This window comes from Bacillus infantis (assembly GCF_008180445.1).
Taxonomy (GTDB): Bacteria; Bacillota; Bacilli; order Bacillales; family Cytobacillaceae; genus Bacillus_AB; species Bacillus_AB infantis_B.
Genome location: NZ_VTER01000020.1, coordinates 1 through 18,190, shown reverse-complemented (window position 1 = coordinate 18,190; position 18,190 = coordinate 1). Strand labels below are relative to the sequence as shown.

The 18,190-nt window shown below is 44.4% G+C and carries 20 protein-coding genes, 2 tRNA genes and 2 rRNA genes; 4 read left to right on the top strand and 20 right to left on the bottom strand.

The genetic code is table 11. The annotated features are described in order from the left end of the window. Positions 1 to 15: 15 nt before the first annotated feature. From FZD51_RS24550 to FZD51_RS26350, 5 genes are all read right to left on the bottom strand, one after another. Positions 16 to 1,176, bottom strand: coding sequence for a CpaE/TadZ family protein (locus FZD51_RS24550; RefSeq protein ID WP_148977074.1), 1,161 nt, complete (start codon positions 1,174 to 1,176; stop codon positions 16 to 18). Positions 1,177 to 1,210: 34 nt separating this feature from the next. Then, positions 1,211 to 2,002, bottom strand: a complete 792-nt coding sequence (cpaB, locus tag FZD51_RS24545) for a Flp pilus assembly protein CpaB (RefSeq protein ID WP_148977073.1) — start codon at positions 2,000 to 2,002, stop codon at positions 1,211 to 1,213. A gap of 680 nt (positions 2,003 to 2,682) precedes the next feature. Next, the gene (locus FZD51_RS24540; protein ID WP_148977072.1) at positions 2,683 to 3,372 is read right to left on the bottom strand and encodes an N-acetylmuramoyl-L-alanine amidase family protein; all 690 of its coding nucleotides are present in this window, start codon (positions 3,370 to 3,372) and stop codon (positions 2,683 to 2,685) included. A gap of 111 nt (positions 3,373 to 3,483) precedes the next feature. Then, on the bottom strand, positions 3,484 to 4,068 hold the full coding sequence (locus FZD51_RS24535) for a histidine phosphatase family protein (RefSeq protein WP_148977071.1): 585 nt from the start codon (positions 4,066 to 4,068) through the stop codon (positions 3,484 to 3,486). Between the two features lie 90 nt (positions 4,069 to 4,158). Continuing rightward, positions 4,159 to 4,308 (bottom strand): hypothetical protein, encoded by a 150-nt coding sequence (locus FZD51_RS26350; RefSeq protein ID WP_187445885.1) that lies wholly within the window; start codon positions 4,306 to 4,308, stop codon positions 4,159 to 4,161. 170 nt (positions 4,309 to 4,478) lie between these two features. Here FZD51_RS26350 and FZD51_RS24530 point away from each other — a divergent pair, with 170 nt between their 5' ends. Then, complete coding sequence (locus FZD51_RS24530; RefSeq protein WP_148977070.1) at positions 4,479 to 5,657, top strand: DUF4317 domain-containing protein; 1,179 nt, start codon at positions 4,479 to 4,481, stop codon at positions 5,655 to 5,657. A 222-nt stretch (positions 5,658 to 5,879) separates the two neighbouring features. Here the strand turns inward: FZD51_RS24530 and FZD51_RS24525 are convergent, their stop codons facing one another. The 3 genes from FZD51_RS24525 to groES all read right to left on the bottom strand — a co-directional run bounded on the left by FZD51_RS24525 (position 5,880) and on the right by groES (position 8,661). Continuing rightward, positions 5,880 to 6,449, bottom strand: a complete 570-nt coding sequence (locus FZD51_RS24525; protein ID WP_148977069.1) for a Uma2 family endonuclease — start codon at positions 6,447 to 6,449, stop codon at positions 5,880 to 5,882. Between the two features lie 237 nt (positions 6,450 to 6,686). After that, a complete protein-coding gene (gene groL / locus FZD51_RS24520) occupies positions 6,687 to 8,318 on the bottom strand; it encodes a chaperonin GroEL (RefSeq protein ID WP_148977068.1) in 1,632 nt (543 codons plus the stop codon). A gap of 58 nt (positions 8,319 to 8,376) precedes the next feature. Next, positions 8,377 to 8,661, bottom strand: a complete 285-nt coding sequence (groES, locus tag FZD51_RS24515) for a co-chaperone GroES (protein WP_101552863.1) — start codon at positions 8,659 to 8,661, stop codon at positions 8,377 to 8,379. 385 nt (positions 8,662 to 9,046) lie between these two features. On the opposite strand from groES, the gene FZD51_RS24510 reads away from it, so the two are divergent. Together FZD51_RS24510 and FZD51_RS24505 are read left to right on the top strand one after the other, a co-directional pair. Then, entirely contained in the window at positions 9,047 to 9,778 is a 732-nt protein-coding gene (locus FZD51_RS24510) for a CPBP family intramembrane glutamic endopeptidase (RefSeq protein WP_148977067.1), read from the top strand. Then, positions 9,779 to 9,991 carry a YdiK family protein gene (locus FZD51_RS24505; protein ID WP_009795809.1) on the top strand — a complete coding sequence of 71 codons (213 nt, stop codon included), beginning with the start codon at positions 9,779 to 9,781 and terminating at the stop codon, positions 9,989 to 9,991. A gap of 21 nt (positions 9,992 to 10,012) precedes the next feature. Here FZD51_RS24505 and tatC read toward each other — a convergent pair whose 3' ends face one another. From tatC to moaC, 4 genes are all read right to left on the bottom strand, one after another. Further along, a complete protein-coding gene (gene tatC, locus FZD51_RS24500; protein ID WP_148977066.1) occupies positions 10,013 to 10,768 on the bottom strand; it encodes a twin-arginine translocase subunit TatC in 756 nt (251 codons plus the stop codon). Positions 10,769 to 10,786: 18 nt separating this feature from the next. Further along, positions 10,787 to 10,966 (bottom strand): twin-arginine translocase TatA/TatE family subunit, encoded by a 180-nt coding sequence (locus FZD51_RS24495; protein WP_009795807.1) that lies wholly within the window; start codon positions 10,964 to 10,966, stop codon positions 10,787 to 10,789. Positions 10,967 to 11,068: 102 nt separating this feature from the next. Further along, the gene (locus FZD51_RS24490) at positions 11,069 to 11,737 is read right to left on the bottom strand and encodes a redox-sensing transcriptional repressor Rex (protein ID WP_148977065.1); all 669 of its coding nucleotides are present in this window, start codon (positions 11,735 to 11,737) and stop codon (positions 11,069 to 11,071) included. A gap of 43 nt (positions 11,738 to 11,780) precedes the next feature. After that, a complete protein-coding gene (moaC, locus tag FZD51_RS24485) occupies positions 11,781 to 12,263 on the bottom strand; it encodes a cyclic pyranopterin monophosphate synthase MoaC (RefSeq protein WP_009795805.1) in 483 nt (160 codons plus the stop codon). A gap of 141 nt (positions 12,264 to 12,404) precedes the next feature. Here moaC and FZD51_RS24480 point away from each other — a divergent pair, with 141 nt between their 5' ends. Further along, positions 12,405 to 14,324: an ABC-F family ATP-binding cassette domain-containing protein gene (locus FZD51_RS24480; protein WP_148977064.1), complete on the top strand. Its 1,920-nt coding sequence runs from the start codon at positions 12,405 to 12,407 to the stop codon at positions 14,322 to 14,324. Between the two features lie 299 nt (positions 14,325 to 14,623). Here the strand turns inward: FZD51_RS24480 and tsaD are convergent, their stop codons facing one another. From tsaD to FZD51_RS24440, 8 genes are all read right to left on the bottom strand, one after another. After that, positions 14,624 to 15,643, bottom strand: coding sequence for a tRNA (adenosine(37)-N6)-threonylcarbamoyltransferase complex transferase subunit TsaD (tsaD, locus tag FZD51_RS24475; protein WP_148977063.1), 1,020 nt, complete (start codon positions 15,641 to 15,643; stop codon positions 14,624 to 14,626). After that, the gene (rimI, locus tag FZD51_RS24470; RefSeq protein WP_148977062.1) at positions 15,636 to 16,085 is read right to left on the bottom strand and encodes a ribosomal protein S18-alanine N-acetyltransferase; all 450 of its coding nucleotides are present in this window, start codon (positions 16,083 to 16,085) and stop codon (positions 15,636 to 15,638) included. The genes tsaD and rimI overlap by 8 nt, the downstream gene beginning before the upstream one ends. A 4-nt stretch (positions 16,086 to 16,089) precedes the next feature. Next, positions 16,090 to 16,800 carry a tRNA (adenosine(37)-N6)-threonylcarbamoyltransferase complex dimerization subunit type 1 TsaB gene (gene tsaB, locus FZD51_RS24465; protein WP_148977061.1) on the bottom strand — a complete coding sequence of 237 codons (711 nt, stop codon included), beginning with the start codon at positions 16,798 to 16,800 and terminating at the stop codon, positions 16,090 to 16,092. Then, positions 16,797 to 17,252, bottom strand: coding sequence for a tRNA (adenosine(37)-N6)-threonylcarbamoyltransferase complex ATPase subunit type 1 TsaE (tsaE, locus tag FZD51_RS24460; RefSeq protein WP_148977060.1), 456 nt, complete (start codon positions 17,250 to 17,252; stop codon positions 16,797 to 16,799). The genes tsaB and tsaE overlap by 4 nt, the downstream gene beginning before the upstream one ends. Positions 17,253 to 17,508: 256 nt before the next feature. After that, positions 17,509 to 17,584 (bottom strand) — tRNA-Asp (locus FZD51_RS24455). 54 nt (positions 17,585 to 17,638) lie between these two features. Beyond that, a tRNA-Met gene (locus FZD51_RS24450) sits at positions 17,639 to 17,712 on the bottom strand. A 25-nt stretch (positions 17,713 to 17,737) separates the two neighbouring features. Then, a 5S ribosomal RNA gene (gene rrf, locus FZD51_RS24445) occupies positions 17,738 to 17,854 on the bottom strand. Between the two features lie 68 nt (positions 17,855 to 17,922). After that, positions 17,923 to 18,190: ribosomal RNA gene (locus tag FZD51_RS24440) — 23S ribosomal RNA — on the bottom strand; the annotation flags it as partial.

The following is an 18,190-nucleotide window of genomic DNA, read 5'->3' as shown; positions in this document are numbered from 1 at the left end:
AGGTCATCAACCCTTTTACTCTAAAATTTGGCTAACCCATTTTTTAATGGATTTTGTGAACGGGATAAGCTTCTTTTCTACAGCTTCTTTCCTGAATGGCTCGCTTTTATTGATATGCGCCTGAACCCCTTTTATATCCCGAGGGATTTTATAGGCTATCGGATATTGAATGATATTTTTCAGATCAGCGGGCTTAATTTCATTCTCGCGTCCGACCTCATTAAGAAGAAGTTCCATTCTGCCTTCTGTCTCTATCCCGAGCCTTAAAAATAACCCCTCTACCTGCTTCAGCATGCTTATTGATGGTGTATCCAAATTAAGAGTATAGTAAATTTTGTCAGACTCTTCTAACGCAGAATACGTATGCTCATTCATGACTGCAGGCAAATCTACAAGCACAAAATCATAACTTCTCCGGCAAGTCCGCAATAAACGGGAAACAAAGCCTTCCGGCAGATTTTCCGCAACTTCGGCATCGCGCGGGCTCAGCAGAATTTCCAGCTTAGAATATATTTCTTTTTCTGAAACATTTCGGATATGGCTTTCATTTAGTTCATCGATTACAGGGAGCAGATCAGCCAATGACCTGTTTGATTCAATAGATAAGTAAGTTTCTACTCCGCCGAACTGGAGGTTCAAATCAATTAAGATGACCTGGGCAGTAGATTCCAGCTTTAAAGTTTGAGCAAATGCGCTGGATATTATTGTTCTGCCGCTTCCCCCTTTTCCACTGTAAAAAGAGAAGATCCTTCCTCTCCCCCTCTTAAACGACTGGCTTGTTGAAGCTGTTTCTGATAGCTGCTGCTTTCTTTGAACAGCCATCTGTATGATACTGTCCAACCTTCCATACAGCATAGTATTTTCATCCGGCAGGACAAAATAGTCCACGACACCTGCTCTAGTAACATTTCTTAATAAGTCAAAGTCCTGCGAGAAGGCAATGAATACGATCGGTAGCATTGGGTTTGCCGCATGGATATAATCAATGGTATCCACAGTAGCTTCTTCCTCAGACTCAATCAAAAACACCAGGTCAGGCGCTAAGCGGTCCAGTTCAGTCCTGACCTCATTGTGGTTTATCGTCTCTACCTGTTTGAAATCACTGAAAAGACCTCTGATACTTGTGAGTGATTGTTCTTCATCGCTTACAAGCAGAATTTTAATTTCGTCACCCATGTTCGTCCTCCATAATTATCTGGTTGATTGGCCTTTAACTTCCCGTGCCATTTGTTTTCTGCTGCTCTTCCTGTTTTTTCTTATCTGCAGCTGCCTTCTGCTCGGCAGCCTTCTTATCTGCAGCAGCTTTCTGCTCCGCTGCTTTCTGCTCTGCTGACTTCTGTTCTGAAGCTTGGGCTTCGTCTGCCTCAGCGGCTTCCCCTTCTGCAGGCTCCTCTTTGCCTACATTAGCTTTTAGAATCCTCATACTATCTGCATAATTTTGCATGTGAATGACTTGAGGAGCGTCTTTATCTGCAATCTCCACAACAATTCCCTTAAACTTTTTATTGCTTTGAAGCACCGCGGCTACAGGAACGTCCTTCATAAATGTCTCTGTTACGGGCTTGTCATTAAATTTGTGCGATACGATAATGTCAACCCTATCTAAAGCTTCCAGCTGCTGATCGAAATTAACTTTATCCGATTCCGGAATCATCACAAGCCTATTATTCTCGTCCCTGACATTGGATACAGGCTTAATCATTGTTCTAGTAATAACATCCTCTGCAGCTACCGGTACAACTAGTACCTTATTAATTAAATCTTCAACATTAGTTACATGGGAATTGTTCACATACCGATTAGGGATTTCAACAGTTTTCACCTGCTCCCTCTCAATAAGGGTCCGTGAAGGTATATCACTGGCAGCTACGTAAACCTCTGTCATCCCTCCCAGTTCCGAATTTAACGCGCTGACTTTCTGCAATACGAAAAATCCCGCTGCTGCTGCTAATAAAACTGATACAAGAATAAATATGATAGCTCTCCTCTTCGACTCCAACATCCTGCGGCTTCTCTCCTATAGGTAATATTTATTTTCACAAGAAAATCTTTCCTGTTAAATCCCTACTTTTTACCTCGTTTAAACAATTTTAAAACAGCTTAATTTCAAAAATTTTCTTTTTATATACTATATATTAACTATCATGCGTTCACATTTCCGTCAAACTCACTACCAGATTTGTCGAATTTTGTCTGTAATTTTCTTCCTAGCATCTCTTTAAATCAAGATTTTTTTCCGAGACAAAAGTCGGGCAAGCGAGCAGGTGAAGAGTTTTATAACCATCCTGAAATTGTAATATTTTAGGTTATTCATTTTACAATTGTTAAATTTTATAGGTATTTGGTATTGTTTTTTAGGGAAATGTATCTAGGAACCATTTTGACGACGAGATACCAGTACAAATTTCTACTCAATAAGTTTTAAAAGAGTAATTTTTCACTTTATGGAATTGTTTGACTCATTAAGAATATTTCCATGTCTGCCAAAAGTCTGTGTTTCTTCAAGTATTATTTTGTCGGTTTAAAACGCTGCCGGCTTCTTCTCTTAGTCAGAAAGGAGCACCTTCTCCAGGCATAAATAAAAAGGCTCCCGTTTAAAGGAACCTTCTTTTATTCCGAGTTTCTTCTATTAATATAGAATCAATCTCGAAGTAAGGATATTTGATTTAAGATTAATCTGATTTATTTTACCCGCAGGCGCTGCCCAGGGTAGATGGTATAGGCACTGTCTAGTCTGTTCCAGCTTCTGATCTGCTGAATGGGGCTGCCGTATCTTCTGCTTAATGCATACACAGTTTCCCCGGCATTAACCAGATGGTAGACTGGCTTATTCTTTTTCCGCAGATTGAATGCCCTTGCGATTCCATTGGCATGTCCCCGGGCGATGCTTTCAAGAAAAGAGCCCTTCCTGAGCTTGGCGGCATCTGCCGGATTGTCGATAAAGCCGCTTTCAGTGAGGAGCGCAGGCATGCGCGATTCGCGGAGTACATGGAAATTGGCCTGCTTTTTCCCGCGGTCGGCGAAGCTTGTCTGCCTGATTATCTCTTGATGGATGATAGTCTGATAGGTGGAAGTCGGTGCCCCAATTCCCGGATAGGTATAGTCCTCATATCCGGTGCCTCCGCCGGCATTTACATGGAGTGAAAGCAGGAAGTCAGCCCCCCAGCTGTTGGCAGTATCTGTCCGCTGCTTTAATGACACTGTCTGATTCCCGCTCCGGCTCATCCTCACAAGAACTCCCTGGTACTCATTAAGCAGGATGGACCGCACTCTCGTCCCAATTTCCAGCGTTATATTTTTCTCCAGCAGCCCTGATCCCGCTCCTCCCGGGTCAGCTCCTCCATGGCCCGGGTCAATAAATATTTTTACCATGATTTTCACCACCTCCCTACTGTTTATGAGGAAGGTCAATGGCCAGCCTGTACATTGCGGGTGGCGCTTTTGCTACAGTATTCCAAACAGGCAGTTTGCCTGAACATTTGCTCAAACTAAAGCAGGATTCCAGAGCCTTTTAAAACCAGCCATATTAAATTCGTCGTCAAGGGTAAGCTTGTATATATCGGGTTTGTTCGTACTTTGATGAAAATCGAAATTGAATTTCTCATCAAAATAATTCAGCATGCAGGTCATGATATGTCCATGGATGCCGACAGCGATTTTTCTGCCGCTGTATTTTAAAAATGCTTCTCTTAGCGCGCTGATTCCCCGTTCCTGGATTTCCAGGTTTGATTCTCCGCCTGGATATTTAAAGCCAGGGTTATCATACACATATTTCAAGGCTTCCAGCGGCTTTTCAAAACGATGGTTCCTCGATGCCAAATCCCCTTCCCGGAAACGCGGGTCCAATTCCACTTCTTTTCCTAAATTTCTTGCCAGCCCTTCCACAGTTTGAATAGCTCTCACGTAAGGGCTTGAGAGAATATGCTGAATTTCCTCTGCTGCCAATAGATCAGCTACCCTGCGGGCGTCCGCCCAGCCCTTCACAGACAATCCCCTTGTTTCTTCATGCTCCAGCGAAAATTCAGAGTGAGCATGCCTGATAAAATAGATTTCAGTGTTCATATCCATTCACCGTTTTTCCCCTTTTTAATTTCAGTATAAATGACAGATAGGGCCCCAACCAATAAAAAAAGCCCGTCTCCCAGACGGACTCCAGCACTATTCGTTTTTAATAAATCTTTCCAGCTCACTTGTTCTTTCACCATCAAGCATATAAGCAACACCTTCGCTTTCTCCTGCTGCTCCATTCAGCGTGATGTTTTCAGTATTCTTCCCCTGCCTCTTCCTGTGCCTATAAATGAAGCTCATAATTCAACCATTAGCACCTCCTCTTTGGAAAATTTCAACCGTTAGACGACGAAGAATGGAAAAGGTTTTAAAAGTTATTTAGGCAGTGAGCATAATAGGATTTCACTATGACCCTTTATTTGATATCCTAGTACATATGCCAAGAAGGCAGCTTAGGAGTGTAAAAAAACATGAATAAAAAAGACATCGCCCAAATTCGGAAGCAGTTCAAGATCAATAATGATCTGCTTAAAATCTCCGATATTTTTAATGTGTATATCATGAAGGATTCCAGCGACATTTTTCATTATCAGAGCCAGCCTTTTGAAATGCTGGATCAGGAGCAGCAGGAGCTGTTTCTGCACAATTTTAAAAAAATGCTCGCCGGCCAGCTCGATGAAAAGCTCTTCGAATTGAAGTTTCAGCGCGATGCGGACAACAGCAGTCAGCTGATTCTCCATCAAGGGCTGCTCAGCAGCGAAGTCGAAGGCTGGGCAGAGCAGATGCTTAAGATTGTAGAAAAGCTGCTTGCAGTCCGGCAATATGAAAAGGATATCGTCATCACATTCATCCGCGGGGAGTATTACAAACCGACGAAGCGCCGCAATGATGAAGCAGAGGAAAGCGGACGGGATACCGTCTATTCCCACCCATTCATTCTCTGCAGCATCAATAACACCCAGGAGCCGAAGAAGGAACTGCTTTTTGACTATGTCGAAAAAGAATTCAGATACCACTTTGTCATGGATCCGATCATCAACCTCAATGCCCCGCTCTCAGGGTTCTTATTTCCATGTTTCACTGACAATGCAGCAGATGTCAACCATGTTCTCTATTCTGCAGGCAAGGTCCACGAACCGGATCACCTGTTCATAGAAGATGTGCTTAACGGGGAAGAAACGATGACAGCTCAGGATGATAAAATTGTCTTTGAGGAAATTATCAAGGACGTTACAGGAGATCAGCTGAGCACCTCTGCACTCTCCACGGTCTATGAGGAAATCAACCGCATGATCGTGGAAAATGGAGAAGAAGAGCCGCCAAAGCTCGACTCAAAAGACGTAGAACGTGTTCTCAAAATGAGCGGCTTTGAAGATATTGATACCGAAAAAGTCGAATCATCCTATCAAAAGATCATCGACGACGACAAATACGAAATTAAAGCCAGCAGCGTCCTGCCGAAATTCACATCAAAATCCATAAAAATCAGCACCAAAGTCGCCAACATCTCCATCAGCCCCCCTGATCTGCGGTACGTGAAGCAGATTGTAGTGGACGGCAAACGTTATTTGATGATTGAGGTGGAGGAAGAGACAGTGATTGAAGGATTTACGATGATTCCGGAGGCTTTTGGCGGGGGAGAAGAATAAGAGTAAATAAAACCCGGTTCCTTTTGAAAAGGAACCGGGTTGTTTGCTTCTGAAAGGCAGGGCCTGACCCCCGACACGTTAATACGTTAGTATACTGGGGGCAAGCCCTGATTTCTGGCACATAATTATCCAGGATGTCTTTGTACAAATATTGAAAGGGAAAAAGCGGCCTGTGATCTCCAGACGCTAAAGCATTAACACACTGGGATTAGTCACATTGATTTATTCGAAAATTTGATTCAGGTCTAATTCTAATCCGGTTAAAACATTTACAGAAACTTTATCAGCTTTTGTAAAGACTCCTTGAAACTTGTATTGCTCATTTGTTAAAAGATATATTTCTACAGATTCATTAACCGGGTCAACAAGCCAGTACTCTTTCACACCTGCTTTTTCATAAAGCTGAAATTTATTCCAACGGTCTAGCTTAACAGATGAAGGTGAAAGGATTTCAATGATCATATCCGGTGCTCCATTGCACCCCTTGTCATCAAGCTTTTTCCGATCACACACAATCGATAAATCGGGTTGAACTACATTATTTATAACATCATCTTGTTTATTTTCCACTAATAACCGTACATCGAAAGGGGCAAAAAAAACTTCACATTCTTCTTCTCGCAAGAAAATCGAAAAAGCGGTAGAGAGCTCCCGGAGAACCTGTTGATGCCTGCGTGATGGAGCAGGAGACATATTAAAAACTTCCCCATCAATTATCTCGAATCTTCCACCTTCGTCCCATGTTAGATAATCGGCATAAGAATACTTCTCTTTTTTATCCGGAATGGTCATTAAATCATCCCTTTCCACTCATATCTAATCATATTTTAGCATATTCGAAAGCATTATACAGCTTCACTTCAGGGCCTCGTAATTCAGCCATCTTCCACCAGCCGGCCTGTAAAATAAATAAGAGGCTTCTCAAAAAGTTTAATAAACTAATGAGAAGCCTCTTTTAAATACTTTATGTTAGCATTTTGTCAGCAAGTCAGTTCAATACCCTTATATATCAAGGGTTCGAGCGCATGATTACATCATGCCGCCCATTCCGCCCATGCCGCCCATATCAGGCATTGCAGGACCGGCGTTTTCTTCCGGCTTGTCAGCAACTACAGCTTCTGTAGTCAGGAACATTGCCGCAACAGATCCAGCGTTTTGAAGGGCATAACGAGTTACTTTAGTTGGATCGACGATACCGGCTTCAATCATGTTTACCCATTCGCCGGTAGCAGCGTTGAAGCCAGTGCCTACGTCTTCGCGCTTAAGGCGGTCAACGATGACAGAACCTTCAAGGCCTGCATTGTGGGCGATTGTGCGTACAGGCTCTTCCATTGCGCGAAGCACGATGTTGATGCCAGTCGCTTCATCGCCTTCAGCTTGAAGGGAAGCTACTTTATTGTATACGTTCAGAAGGGCAACGCCGCCTCCGGAAACGATTCCTTCTTCTACTGCAGCGCGAGTAGAGTTCAGGGCGTCTTCGATGCGGAGCTTGCGCTCTTTCAGTTCAGTTTCAGTTGCAGCTCCAACCTTGACAACTGCTACACCGCCAGCCAATTTAGCCAGGCGCTCCTGCAGTTTTTCACGGTCGAATTCGGAAGTTGTTTCTTCCAGCTGAACGCGGATCTGGTTCACGCGGCCTGCGATTTGAGCACTGTCTCCAGAGCCTTCAACGATTGTTGTGTTTTCTTTGGAAACAACAACTTTAGAAGCGCGCCCTAAAGAATCGATTGTTGCAGACTTAAGATCGCGTCCAAGCTCTTCAGTGATCACCTCACCGCCTGTAAGTACTGCGATGTCTTCAAGCATAGCTTTGCGGCGGTCGCCGAAGCCAGGAGCTTTAACTGCAACAGCATTGAATGTGCCGCGGAGTTTGTTCACTACAAGCGTAGCAAGCGCTTCGCCTTCCACATCTTCAGCTACAAGCAATAATGGCTTGCCTTGCTGTACAACCTGCTCAAGGACAGGAAGGATTTCCTGGATGCTTGTGATCTTTTTGTCAGTGATCAGGATATATGGATTTTCAAGAACAGCTTCCATTTTGTCAGAATCAGTTACCATATAAGGAGATGCATATCCGCGGTCGAACTGCATACCTTCTACAACATCCAATTCAGTTGTGAAGCCTTTTGATTCTTCGATTGTGATAACGCCGTCGTTGCCAACGCGCTCCATTGCTTCTGCGATCAGCTGTCCGACTTCATTGTCAGCAGCAGAAATTGAAGCAACCTGTGCAATGGACTCTTTCCCTTCGATTGGCTTTGAAATGGCTTGAAGCTCTTCTACAGCAGCCTTTACCGCTTTTTCGATTCCTTTGCGGATTCCCATTGGGTTAGCGCCAGCTGTTACGTTCTTAAGGCCTTCACGGATCATAGCCTGTGCAAGGACAGTTGCAGTTGTTGTACCGTCACCGGCAACATCGTTTGTCTTGCTTGCTACTTCAGCTACAAGCTTGGCACCCATGTTTTCAAATGCATCTTCAAGCTCGATTTCTTTTGCGATGGTAACACCGTCATTTGTGATAAGAGGTGAACCGAATTTCTTCTCAAGAACCACGTTGCGTCCTTTAGGTCCAAGAGTAACTTTTACCGCATTTGCAAGGGAATCCACTCCACGCAGCATGGCGCGGCGGGCTTCTTCACTAAACTTAATCTCTTTAGCCATTGTAAAAAAACCTCCTCAAGTTTTATGGTGTGTATAGTGTCCGGCTTACGGGGGGCTGTTAGCCTACAATTGCCAGAATATCGTTTTCGCGTAAAATTAAGTATTCTTTGCCTTCATATTTCACTTCTGTACCGGCATATTTTGAGAAGATAATCGTGTCGCCAGCAGCAACTTCCAGCTCAACACGCTCGCCGTTTTCAAGAACGCGCCCTGTACCTACAGCAACAACCTTGCCTTCCTGAGGCTTCTCTTTAGCTGTGTCTGGCAGTACGATGCCGCTTGCAGTCTTTTCTTCCGTTTCAACAAGCTCGATAATAATACGATCACCTAGTGGCTTTAACAAGTGAAACAACCTCCTCAAATCTTTTATGTAGTTATTTATTAGCACTCTCACCTAATGAGTGCTAACACAATTATTATATTAATGAATCTTCACTTTATTTGCAAGTGGGACGCATAAAAAATTTTGTAAAAAATGTGCTGCTTATATGTATAAGGCTGTGTGAAATATTGCTGAAAGGCGTGTGAAACAGAGTTTCACACGAATGAGCCCAAAATGAACATAGACCAATAACAAATCCATATAAAAATGGCCAACCCTTTAAGTATATGAAGGAAATAAGATTTTATTCTCCATATTCAAGGCTGCGCCCTCTTATTTGTGATCTATGCTCATTATTAGTAGAATGGTATGTATGGCATGTTTTTAGATAAAGGAGAATAAGCTTTTGAAAAATGAATATTGGATTATCCTGATTGTTTATATAGGCATGCAGTTATCGAGCTATCTGGGAGTTCCGCTTTTTGCAGTGATCGGAACTATATCCGGCGGGAGTCCGGCGGAAGTGCAGGCGCTGTCTGTCGCCTACTGGCTTGTTTTCAGCTTTACAGTTGCCCTGATACTTGTGCTATTCCTGCTGCGGAAAGAATTTAAATCAAAGGAGACGCTTGACCGGAGTGCTTCGTCCCCTCTTGCTTCCTTCGCCTGGGCAATTGCCGGTGTCTTCCTGGCATTGTTTGCACAGTCGCTTGCAGCTAATATCGAAAACCTGATCGGCATCGAAATGGGCTCTGAAAACACCCAGCAGATCATCAGGATCATCGAGACCCTGCCGCTCGTCGTGATTGTCAGCAGCATCATCGGCCCGATCCTTGAGGAAATCGTCTTCCGGAAGGTCATTTTCGGCGCCCTCCATAAAAGAATGAACTTCTTTTTGGCGGCCCTGATCAGCTCAGTGATTTTTGCTTTCGCACATCTTGAACCTGAGCATGTGCTCCTCTATTCTGCAATGGGCTTCACATTCGCGTTCCTGTATGTGCGGACCAAGCGGATCCTTGTCCCGATTTTTGCGCATGTATCGATGAATACTTTGGTAGTCATCATTCAAATGAATCAGGACAAACTACAAAAGTGGATAGAAGAAATGGAACAAATTCAAAGTTTTATTGGGGGATTTTAAATGAGGCAGTCACCGCTGTTTTCCGGATTCATCTATATATTCCTGGGCGTGCTGTTTACTTACTTTGCGATCCAGAATATAAATGAAACCGGTGAATGGGGATTTTTTACGTATCTGCTCGTGCTTCTGGCAACTTTTGATTTCGGTTCAGGCCTTCGGATGATTGCCTTTCACTATAAAATCAAACAAATTAAAAATAACCAAAAAAAATGAGCCTTATTCCAGGCTCATTTTTTATTTGGCTTCCATTTCCTTTGCCTGCAGCTTTTCAGCCTCCAGCACTTTCTTATAGGAAAATCTGGAGATGAAAATACTCAATTCATATAAAAGCAAAAGAGGCACTGTTACCATCATATGCGACAGCAGCTCAGGCGGCGTGATGAAGGCCGCAATGACAAGCAGCACAAAATACGCATATTTACGGATGCTTGACAGAAACATCGGTGTAACAATGCCAAGCCTGGTCAGGAACATGATGACAACCGGCAGCTGAAAGAGGATCCCGAACGGAATGGTCAGCTGGAACAGGAACTGAAAATACTCATTGATCCCTATTACCTGATTGATATCAAGCCTGTCCGCGATCCGGGTCATAAAGTCCACAACAAACGGAAAAAGAATAAAGTATGAAAATGCCACTCCGCCAATGAACAAGATCACAGAAACAGGAATATAGCTCAGTGTGACCTTCCGTTCCTTCTCATACAAACCTGGACTGATGAACGCCCAGAATTGGTAAAGGATGACCGGGGATGTCATAACAAAAGCTATAATAAAAGCAAACTGCATATAGATTTTGACTGGATCGGTCAGGCGGAATGCGTTCATCGTCAGCTCTTTCGCTTCATCGGCGCCCTGCAGATACACAATCAGGGGCTCAGCAAGGAAAAAGCTTAAAATCATCGCGCAGAACAAGAAAACGACTGTCATGACAAGCCGTTTTCTTAATTCGCCTATATGTTCGTAAATTGTCATATCCTTATGACTCATACATAAAACATCCTTATGTTACTTAACTTCTTTTTTCTTCTCTTCATCTTCGTCATTCATAAGCCCTTTGGTAGCGGATTTGAATTCACGGAGGGTATTGCCGGCAGCTTTTCCAAGCTCAGGCAGTTTCTTCGGTCCAAAAATCAGCAAAGCGACAAAAACAATAAGCAAGAGGCTTCCCATTCCTAAATTCATCATTGCGCCTCACCTCCCTTTATCTATCATATTGATGATACCACTAACGCCTGTATAATTCTATCCGTAATGCTAACTTTGCTATTATTGTCACATTCCGGAACCTTACTCTTCTGCTTCAACTTCCTGAAGGGCTTCCATTGGATAATGCTTCAGGAAATAGACGAGCGACTGCAGCTCCACAGCCAGGTCGATATGATGGACCCTGATGGCAGAAGGAACTGTGAGCCTTGCCGGTGTAAAGTTGAGGATGCCCTTAATGCTTCCTTTTACAAGCCTGTCCGTAATAGCCTGGGCAACAGGCGCCGGCACTGTCAGAATGGCGACTTTTATACCATGCTCTTCAGATATTCTTTCCAAATCATCCATATGGAAAACTGGCACACCGCCAATATCTGTGCCTACTTTTCCGGAATCAACATCGAATGCTGCTTCGATCTTGGTATTATTATTTTTCAGGAAGTTATAGTTCAAAAAAGCGGTCCCAAGGTTTCCTACCCCGATAAGGGCAACCTTTGTCACTTCATCCTGATCCAGCGTCTTGCGGAAAAAAGACAGCAGATAGTTAACATTATAGCCATAGCCTTTTTTCCCAAGTGCACCAAAGTAAGAAAAATCCCTTCTGATTGTAGCAGAATCCACCTTCACAGCTTCACTGAGCTCCGCCGAGGATACTCTCTGTTTACCTGAAGAGTGGAGATTTTTTAAAAATCGATAATACAGCGGCAGTCGTTTGGCCGTTGCCTGCGGTATTTTTATGGCTTCATTTGACATAGCTTTTCCCCCCACCCTGCTGATTTTCTATTGTATTTGTCTGCTATTCTTTTTTGAAGTCCCCATTTTTTCCGCCTGTCTTTTCAACAAGATAGGTTTGTCCGATAATCATTCCCTTATCGAGAGCCTTGCACATATCATAGACCGTCAGCGCACAGGCACTGGCGGCTGTCAGCGCTTCCATTTCAACTCCGGTAGACCCTTTTGTCCTCACCTGAGCAGAAATATTAAGCCGGTAATCTTCCTCTGATTTTTCCCATCCAAAAGAAATATCGATGCCGGTCAGCGGAATGGGATGGCACATAGGAATGATTTCCCACGTCTTTTTGGCGGCCATGATGCCAGCTACCTGGGCCACTGCCAAAACATCGCCTTTTTTCATGCTGTTGCCGGTTATTTTTTCGTATATTTCACTGTTAACCGTTATACTTGAGTGAGCGGATGCAGTCCGGACAGTTTCGGGCTTGCTGCTGACATCCACCATGCGGGCTCTGCCCTCATCATTAAAATGTGTGAATTCTGACATTCATAAACACCTCTCTAAAGAATCATACACTATTTTAAATAGGTATGTAAGCTATATTGTATGATGTTTCACAAATTTCATCTTATTGCTGTGAGGGAATGAATAGGATACACTAACCTTTAGAATACAGAGGTGAGAACAATGATTTTACTTCAGGTAAATCAGCTGTCAAAGTACTTTGGAGCTGACATGATTTTATCCAATATAAAGCTTGAGGTGCAAACGCGCGACAGGATCGCCCTTGTGGGCAGGAACGGTGCAGGCAAATCGACGCTTTTGAAAATAATAGCAGGGCATATGTCACATGATTCAGGCGAAATCATCAAACCGAAGGATGTATCCATCGGCTATCTGGCACAGAATACAGGGCTTGAATCTTCCCTTTCCATCTGGGATGAAATGCTTTCGGTCTTCAAGGGGCTGAGGGAGATGGAAGCTGAGCTCCGCCGGCTGGAAGAAAGAATGGCAGATCCCGGCGCATTCAATGATCCTGGCTCATATGAAAAGATTCTTAAGGAATACGATCTGCTGCAGGTACAGTTCAAGGAACAGGGAGGCTATCAGTATGAGGCCGATATCCGCTCCATCCTGCACGGACTGAATTTCCATTCCTTTAGTTATGATACAAGCATATCTGTCCTGAGCGGAGGGCAAAAAACAAGGCTGGCTTTGGCCAAATTGCTGCTGACCAGGCCTGATATCCTGATCCTGGACGAGCCCACCAACCATCTGGACATTGAAACCCTATCCTGGCTGGAGCAATATCTGCAGGGCTATGAGGGAGCCATTCTCATCGTTTCCCATGACCGTTACTTCCTTGATAAGGTGGTCACACAGGTTTATGAGATAACACGCCAGCAGATTTCCAAATTCCCTGGCAACTACAGCTACTATTTAGAGAAAAAAGCTGAGAATTACGAAAGGGATATGCGCCAGTATGAGAAGCAGCAGGAGGAAGTGGCCAAGCTGCAGGACTTTATCCAGCGCAACCTGGCACGCGCCTCGACAACCAAGCGGGCACAGAGCCGGAGGAAAAAGCTTGAAAGGATGGAACTGATGGACAGGCCGCTCGGCGATGAGAAATCAGCTGCCTTCAGCTTTGATATTTTAAAGCAGACCGGCAATGATGTGTTGAAGGTCAATTCCCTTGAGGTCGGTTACAGCGGAAATATGGTTTCAGAGAATATTTCTTTCCGCATGTCACGCGGAGACAGCGTTGCACTTGTGGGTCCAAATGGTGTCGGAAAGTCTACCCTGCTGAAGACCATCATTCAAAAACTGCCGGCGATCGGCGGCAGTATCGATTACGGGTCGAATGTGGAGATTGGCTATTATGACCAGGAACAGGCTGAGCTTAAATCAAACAAACGTGTCCTGAATGAATTATGGGATGACTATCCTCTCCATAATGAAAAAGAAATCCGCACGGTACTGGGGAATTTCCTTTTCTCAGGCGATGATGTCCTAAAGCCTGTATCCGCTCTGAGCGGAGGGGAAAAAGCGCGGCTCGCCCTTGCGAAGCTGATGATGCAGAAAGCCAACTTCCTGATCCTTGATGAGCCGACGAACCATCTTGATCTTGACAGCAAGGAAATACTTGAGAATGCCCTGATAGACTATCCAGGCACAATTCTATTTGTATCCCATGACCGCTATTTCATCAACCGGATTGCCTCAAAAGTGCTGGAGCTTGAAAACAGCGGAGCAACAGAATTCCTCGGGGATTATGACTATTATGTTGATAAAAAGCAGGAACAGGCTGAGCTTCTGGCCTTGGAGACAACAAAAGCAGAGAAGGCTGCACCTGTAAAAACAGATAAGCAGTCATATATACAGGATAAAGAGACAAAGAAGCTTGAGAGGCAGAAAATGCGCAGGCTTGAAGAGATTGAGGCACGGATTGAACAGTTGGAATCGTCTATTGAAGATTATGAACAGCAGCTTTGCGAGCCGGAAATCTATCAGGACCATGAAAAAGTTTTAGCCATCACCAAAGACAACAGCGAGGCTAAAGAAGAACTGGAACTGCTAATGGAAGAATGGGCAGAGCTTGCTGAATAGGCTTTCATTTTAATCAACAGAACCAGGCGTTCATTGCCTGGTTCTTTATTTTTGTTATTCACATATTTATTCACAGACAGAGTGCATATTTAACTGTATTCCACAGGGTTTTCCACATTATCCACAATTAAAGATGTTTTTATCCACATTATACACAGTTTCAACAGAATTTATCTCAGTTATCCACATCTCTTTCTGTTAACAATAATTCAGACATTTAAATCTGTTGATAACTTCTGCTGAAGACATAAAAAGCCGGTTCAGCACCTTTGAAAGGCTATGAACCGGCTTAGATATCATTAGTTATGAAGAGAGAGGTCTAATCCTGGATTGGCGTTAAGTGCAAGGTCTGACCTGATCCCCTTTTCGTATAAAATAGTGCCGGCAGCCGCTATCATGGCTGCATTATCCGTGCAAAGTGAAAGCGGAGGAATCACCAGCTCGGATTCCAGTGTGCTGAATTCTCCTTCCAGTGCAGCCCGCAGCCCTTTATTGGCAGCCACTCCACCTGCAAGCAGCACTTGCTTTACATTGTATTCTTTGACTGCTTTTACCGTTTTAGTTACGAGTACATCAATGACACTTTCCTGAAAGCTTGCAGCAAGGTCTTCAGGCGCAATTTTGATGCCTTTCTGCTCCGCATTGTGTACGGTATTGATGACAGATGATTTAAGCCCGCTGAAGCTGAAGTCATAAGACCCTTCCTCCAGCCAGGCCCTCGGAAATTGGATGGCCGGACTTCCCTCATGAGCGAGACGGTCAATATGGGGACCTCCGGGATAAGGCATCCCCAGAATGCGGGCAACTTTATCATAAGCTTCACCTGCAGCGTCATCCCGCGTTTCCCCAATTACCTCGAAATGGCCATGCTCTTTCATATACACCAATTCTGTATGCCCTCCTGATACAACAAGCGATAAAAGCGGAAACTTCATCTCTGTGATCAGGCGGTTAGCATAAATATGGCCGGCAATATGGTGAACGCCGATCAGCGGCTTGTTATGGGCAAATGCAAGGGCTTTTGCAGCATTAACTCCGATGAGCAGCGCCCCTACAAGACCTGGTCCTTCCGTTACGGCAACTGCGTCTATTTCCTTCATGGAAATCCCGGCCTGCTCCAGGGCTTCCTCTAGTACAAGTGTCACCTGCTCTACGTGATGGCGGGAAGCAATCTCGGGAACAACGCCTCCAAAACGTTTATGGCTTTCAATCTGCGATGCCACTACATTTGACAGTATTTCTGTCCCATTTTTGATGACTGCAACAGCTGTTTCATCACAGCTTGTCTCAATTCCTAGAATTAATGTATCTTTATTCATCTAATTTCACCCACATTACAATCGCATCTTCCTGATTGTCTGTATAATAGTTTTTCCTTATGCCGCCGTTTCGGAATCCCAGCTTTCGATACAATGACTGTGCAGCAATATTCGTAACTCTTGCTTCAAGCGTCATAGTCACAGCCCCCAGCTCTTTGGCTGCTTCCATCATCTTCTTCATCAGAGCCTCTCCAAGCTTCTTTCCCCTGTACTCCGGGAGGACAGCTATATTGGTCACATGTGCCTCATCTACGACTATCCAGGCGCCGCAGTAACCTATAACAGCATCATCATCCTCCAGTACAAGATATACCGCAAACTGATTTTTAGTCACTTCATTGATAAAAGCATCCCTGCTCCACGGGAGTGTAAATGACTTGTGCTCAATGACGAGCACCTGGTCGATATCTTCCTCTGCCATAAAACGAAATGAATAACCCATGATCTTATTGCCCGGCTTCCGGCTTATTCTTGCTTTCCAGCCATTTTGCTTCCGCCTCTGCCAAGCGGATATAGTTTGGCACAAATGCATGGACGTCGGCGCTTTCTTTATCTTTTCCCAGCAGCGCCAATTCAGAAGGACGCGGATTATAATCAGTCATGCCTGCAAACCTTGCCTGATCTCCAAGCGTTTTTGCTATTACTTCCTTATGGAGGGGAACATCATTTCCTGTAAATAGCACCGGTTCATCGTATTGCTTCAGCCTCTCTGCCCAATCAGCAGATAATAGCAGCTGATCTTCCACAACATTCACCAGATTGCCCTTTTCATAACGATAAAGGCCGGTATATACCTGGCCCCTTCTGGCATCTGTCAGAGGAGATACAAGCCCGTCAAAATAACGTCCTGCAGATACGGCTGACACTGCAAGGCTCGAAACACCACTAAGCGGTACCTGCAGGGACCAGGCCAATGTCTTGGCGATCGTAACACCGATCCGGACACCTGTATAAGATCCAGGACCTTGTGCTACCACAACTTTTTCTATATCTGCAGCCGTCAAATCACAGTCCCTTAACAAGGTTTCAATGGCAGGCATGATCCGGACAGAATGGTTTTTTTTCAAATTTGTTATATACTCGCCTATAACTTTCTCATCATCGATTATGGCTATTCCCAGCACATAATTGGATGTGTCAATCGCTAATACCTTCATCCCAATATCTCCTTACATAATTCCTCATATCTCCTGCCATACGGATTGAGGATAAGCTTTCTGCTTCCTTCCTCACCGTGCCGGATATCAATCTGAAGCCTTTCTTCCGGAAGCTGATCTTCAATGAGGTGGGCCCATTCCACAACGGTTACACCCTTGCCCTCAAAATACTCATCAAACCCAAGATCCTCAAAGGAATCCTCTACACGATAGACATCCATATGATAAAGCGGCATACGGCCCATATATTCTTTTATGATGGTAAAAGTAGGGCTGCTTACATTCCGCTGGATGCCCAGTCCCTGGGCAAGGCCTTTTGTAAAGGTAGTCTTCCCTGCCCCCAGGTCCCCCTCCAGGGTCAATACATCGCCTGGCAAAAGAAGCTCTGCAAGTCTTTTCGAAAAATCCATCGTCGTTTCCGGGCTGCCGGAAACAAACTCAAACTGCTTCATATTATAGTCACCTTTATCAGTAAAGTAATTGTTTATGAATAACGGAAAAATTATTCGGTGGACCTTATATATTACATCTTATATAAGTGTACATGATTTTAAGGCATTGGGCAAAAAGACCGGATGCAGCCTTTTTGTTGATACCTAAGTACGTTTTCAGCAATAAAATAAGACCCGGCAGGTTGCCGGGTCTTCATATTTAGGCATAAAAAAAACGAAACTCCGTTCCGTCTAGTAAACTTCAAAATTATTAAAATGGCGGTCCCGACGGGAATCGAACCCGCGATCTCCTGCGTGACAGGCAGGCATGTTAACCGCTACACCACGGGACCGTAATAGCAGTCATTAGAGCGTAAATCTGCTGTCACCCTTATGTAAATGGATTATTGCGGGGGCAGGATTTGAACCTGCGACCTTCGGGTTATGAGCCCGACGAGCTACCGAACTGCTCCACCCCGCGACGATAAAAGTAAAATTTTTAAACAGCCCGGCAGCGTCCTACTCTCACAGGGGGAGAGCCCCCAACTACCATCGGCGCTGAGAAGCTTAACTTCCGTGTTCGGTATGGGAACGGGTGTGACCTTCTCGCTATCGCCACCAGACTATTTAGATGAGGTTTTGTTCCCTCAAAACTAGATAATGCAGAAGAAGAATGACARAGTAATCAAWTGTGGTTAAGTCCTCGATCTATTAGTATCTGTCAGCTCCACGTGTCACCACGCTTCCACCTCAGACCTATCAACCTGATCATCTTTCAGGGATCTTACTAGCTTGACGCTATGGGAAATCTCATCTCGAGGGRGGCTTCATGCTTAGATGCTTTCAGCACTTATCCCTTCCGCACATAGCTACCCAGCGATGCCTTTGGCAAGACAACTGGTACACCAGCGGTGCGTCCATCCCGGTCCTCTCGTACTAAGGACAGCTCCTCTCAAATT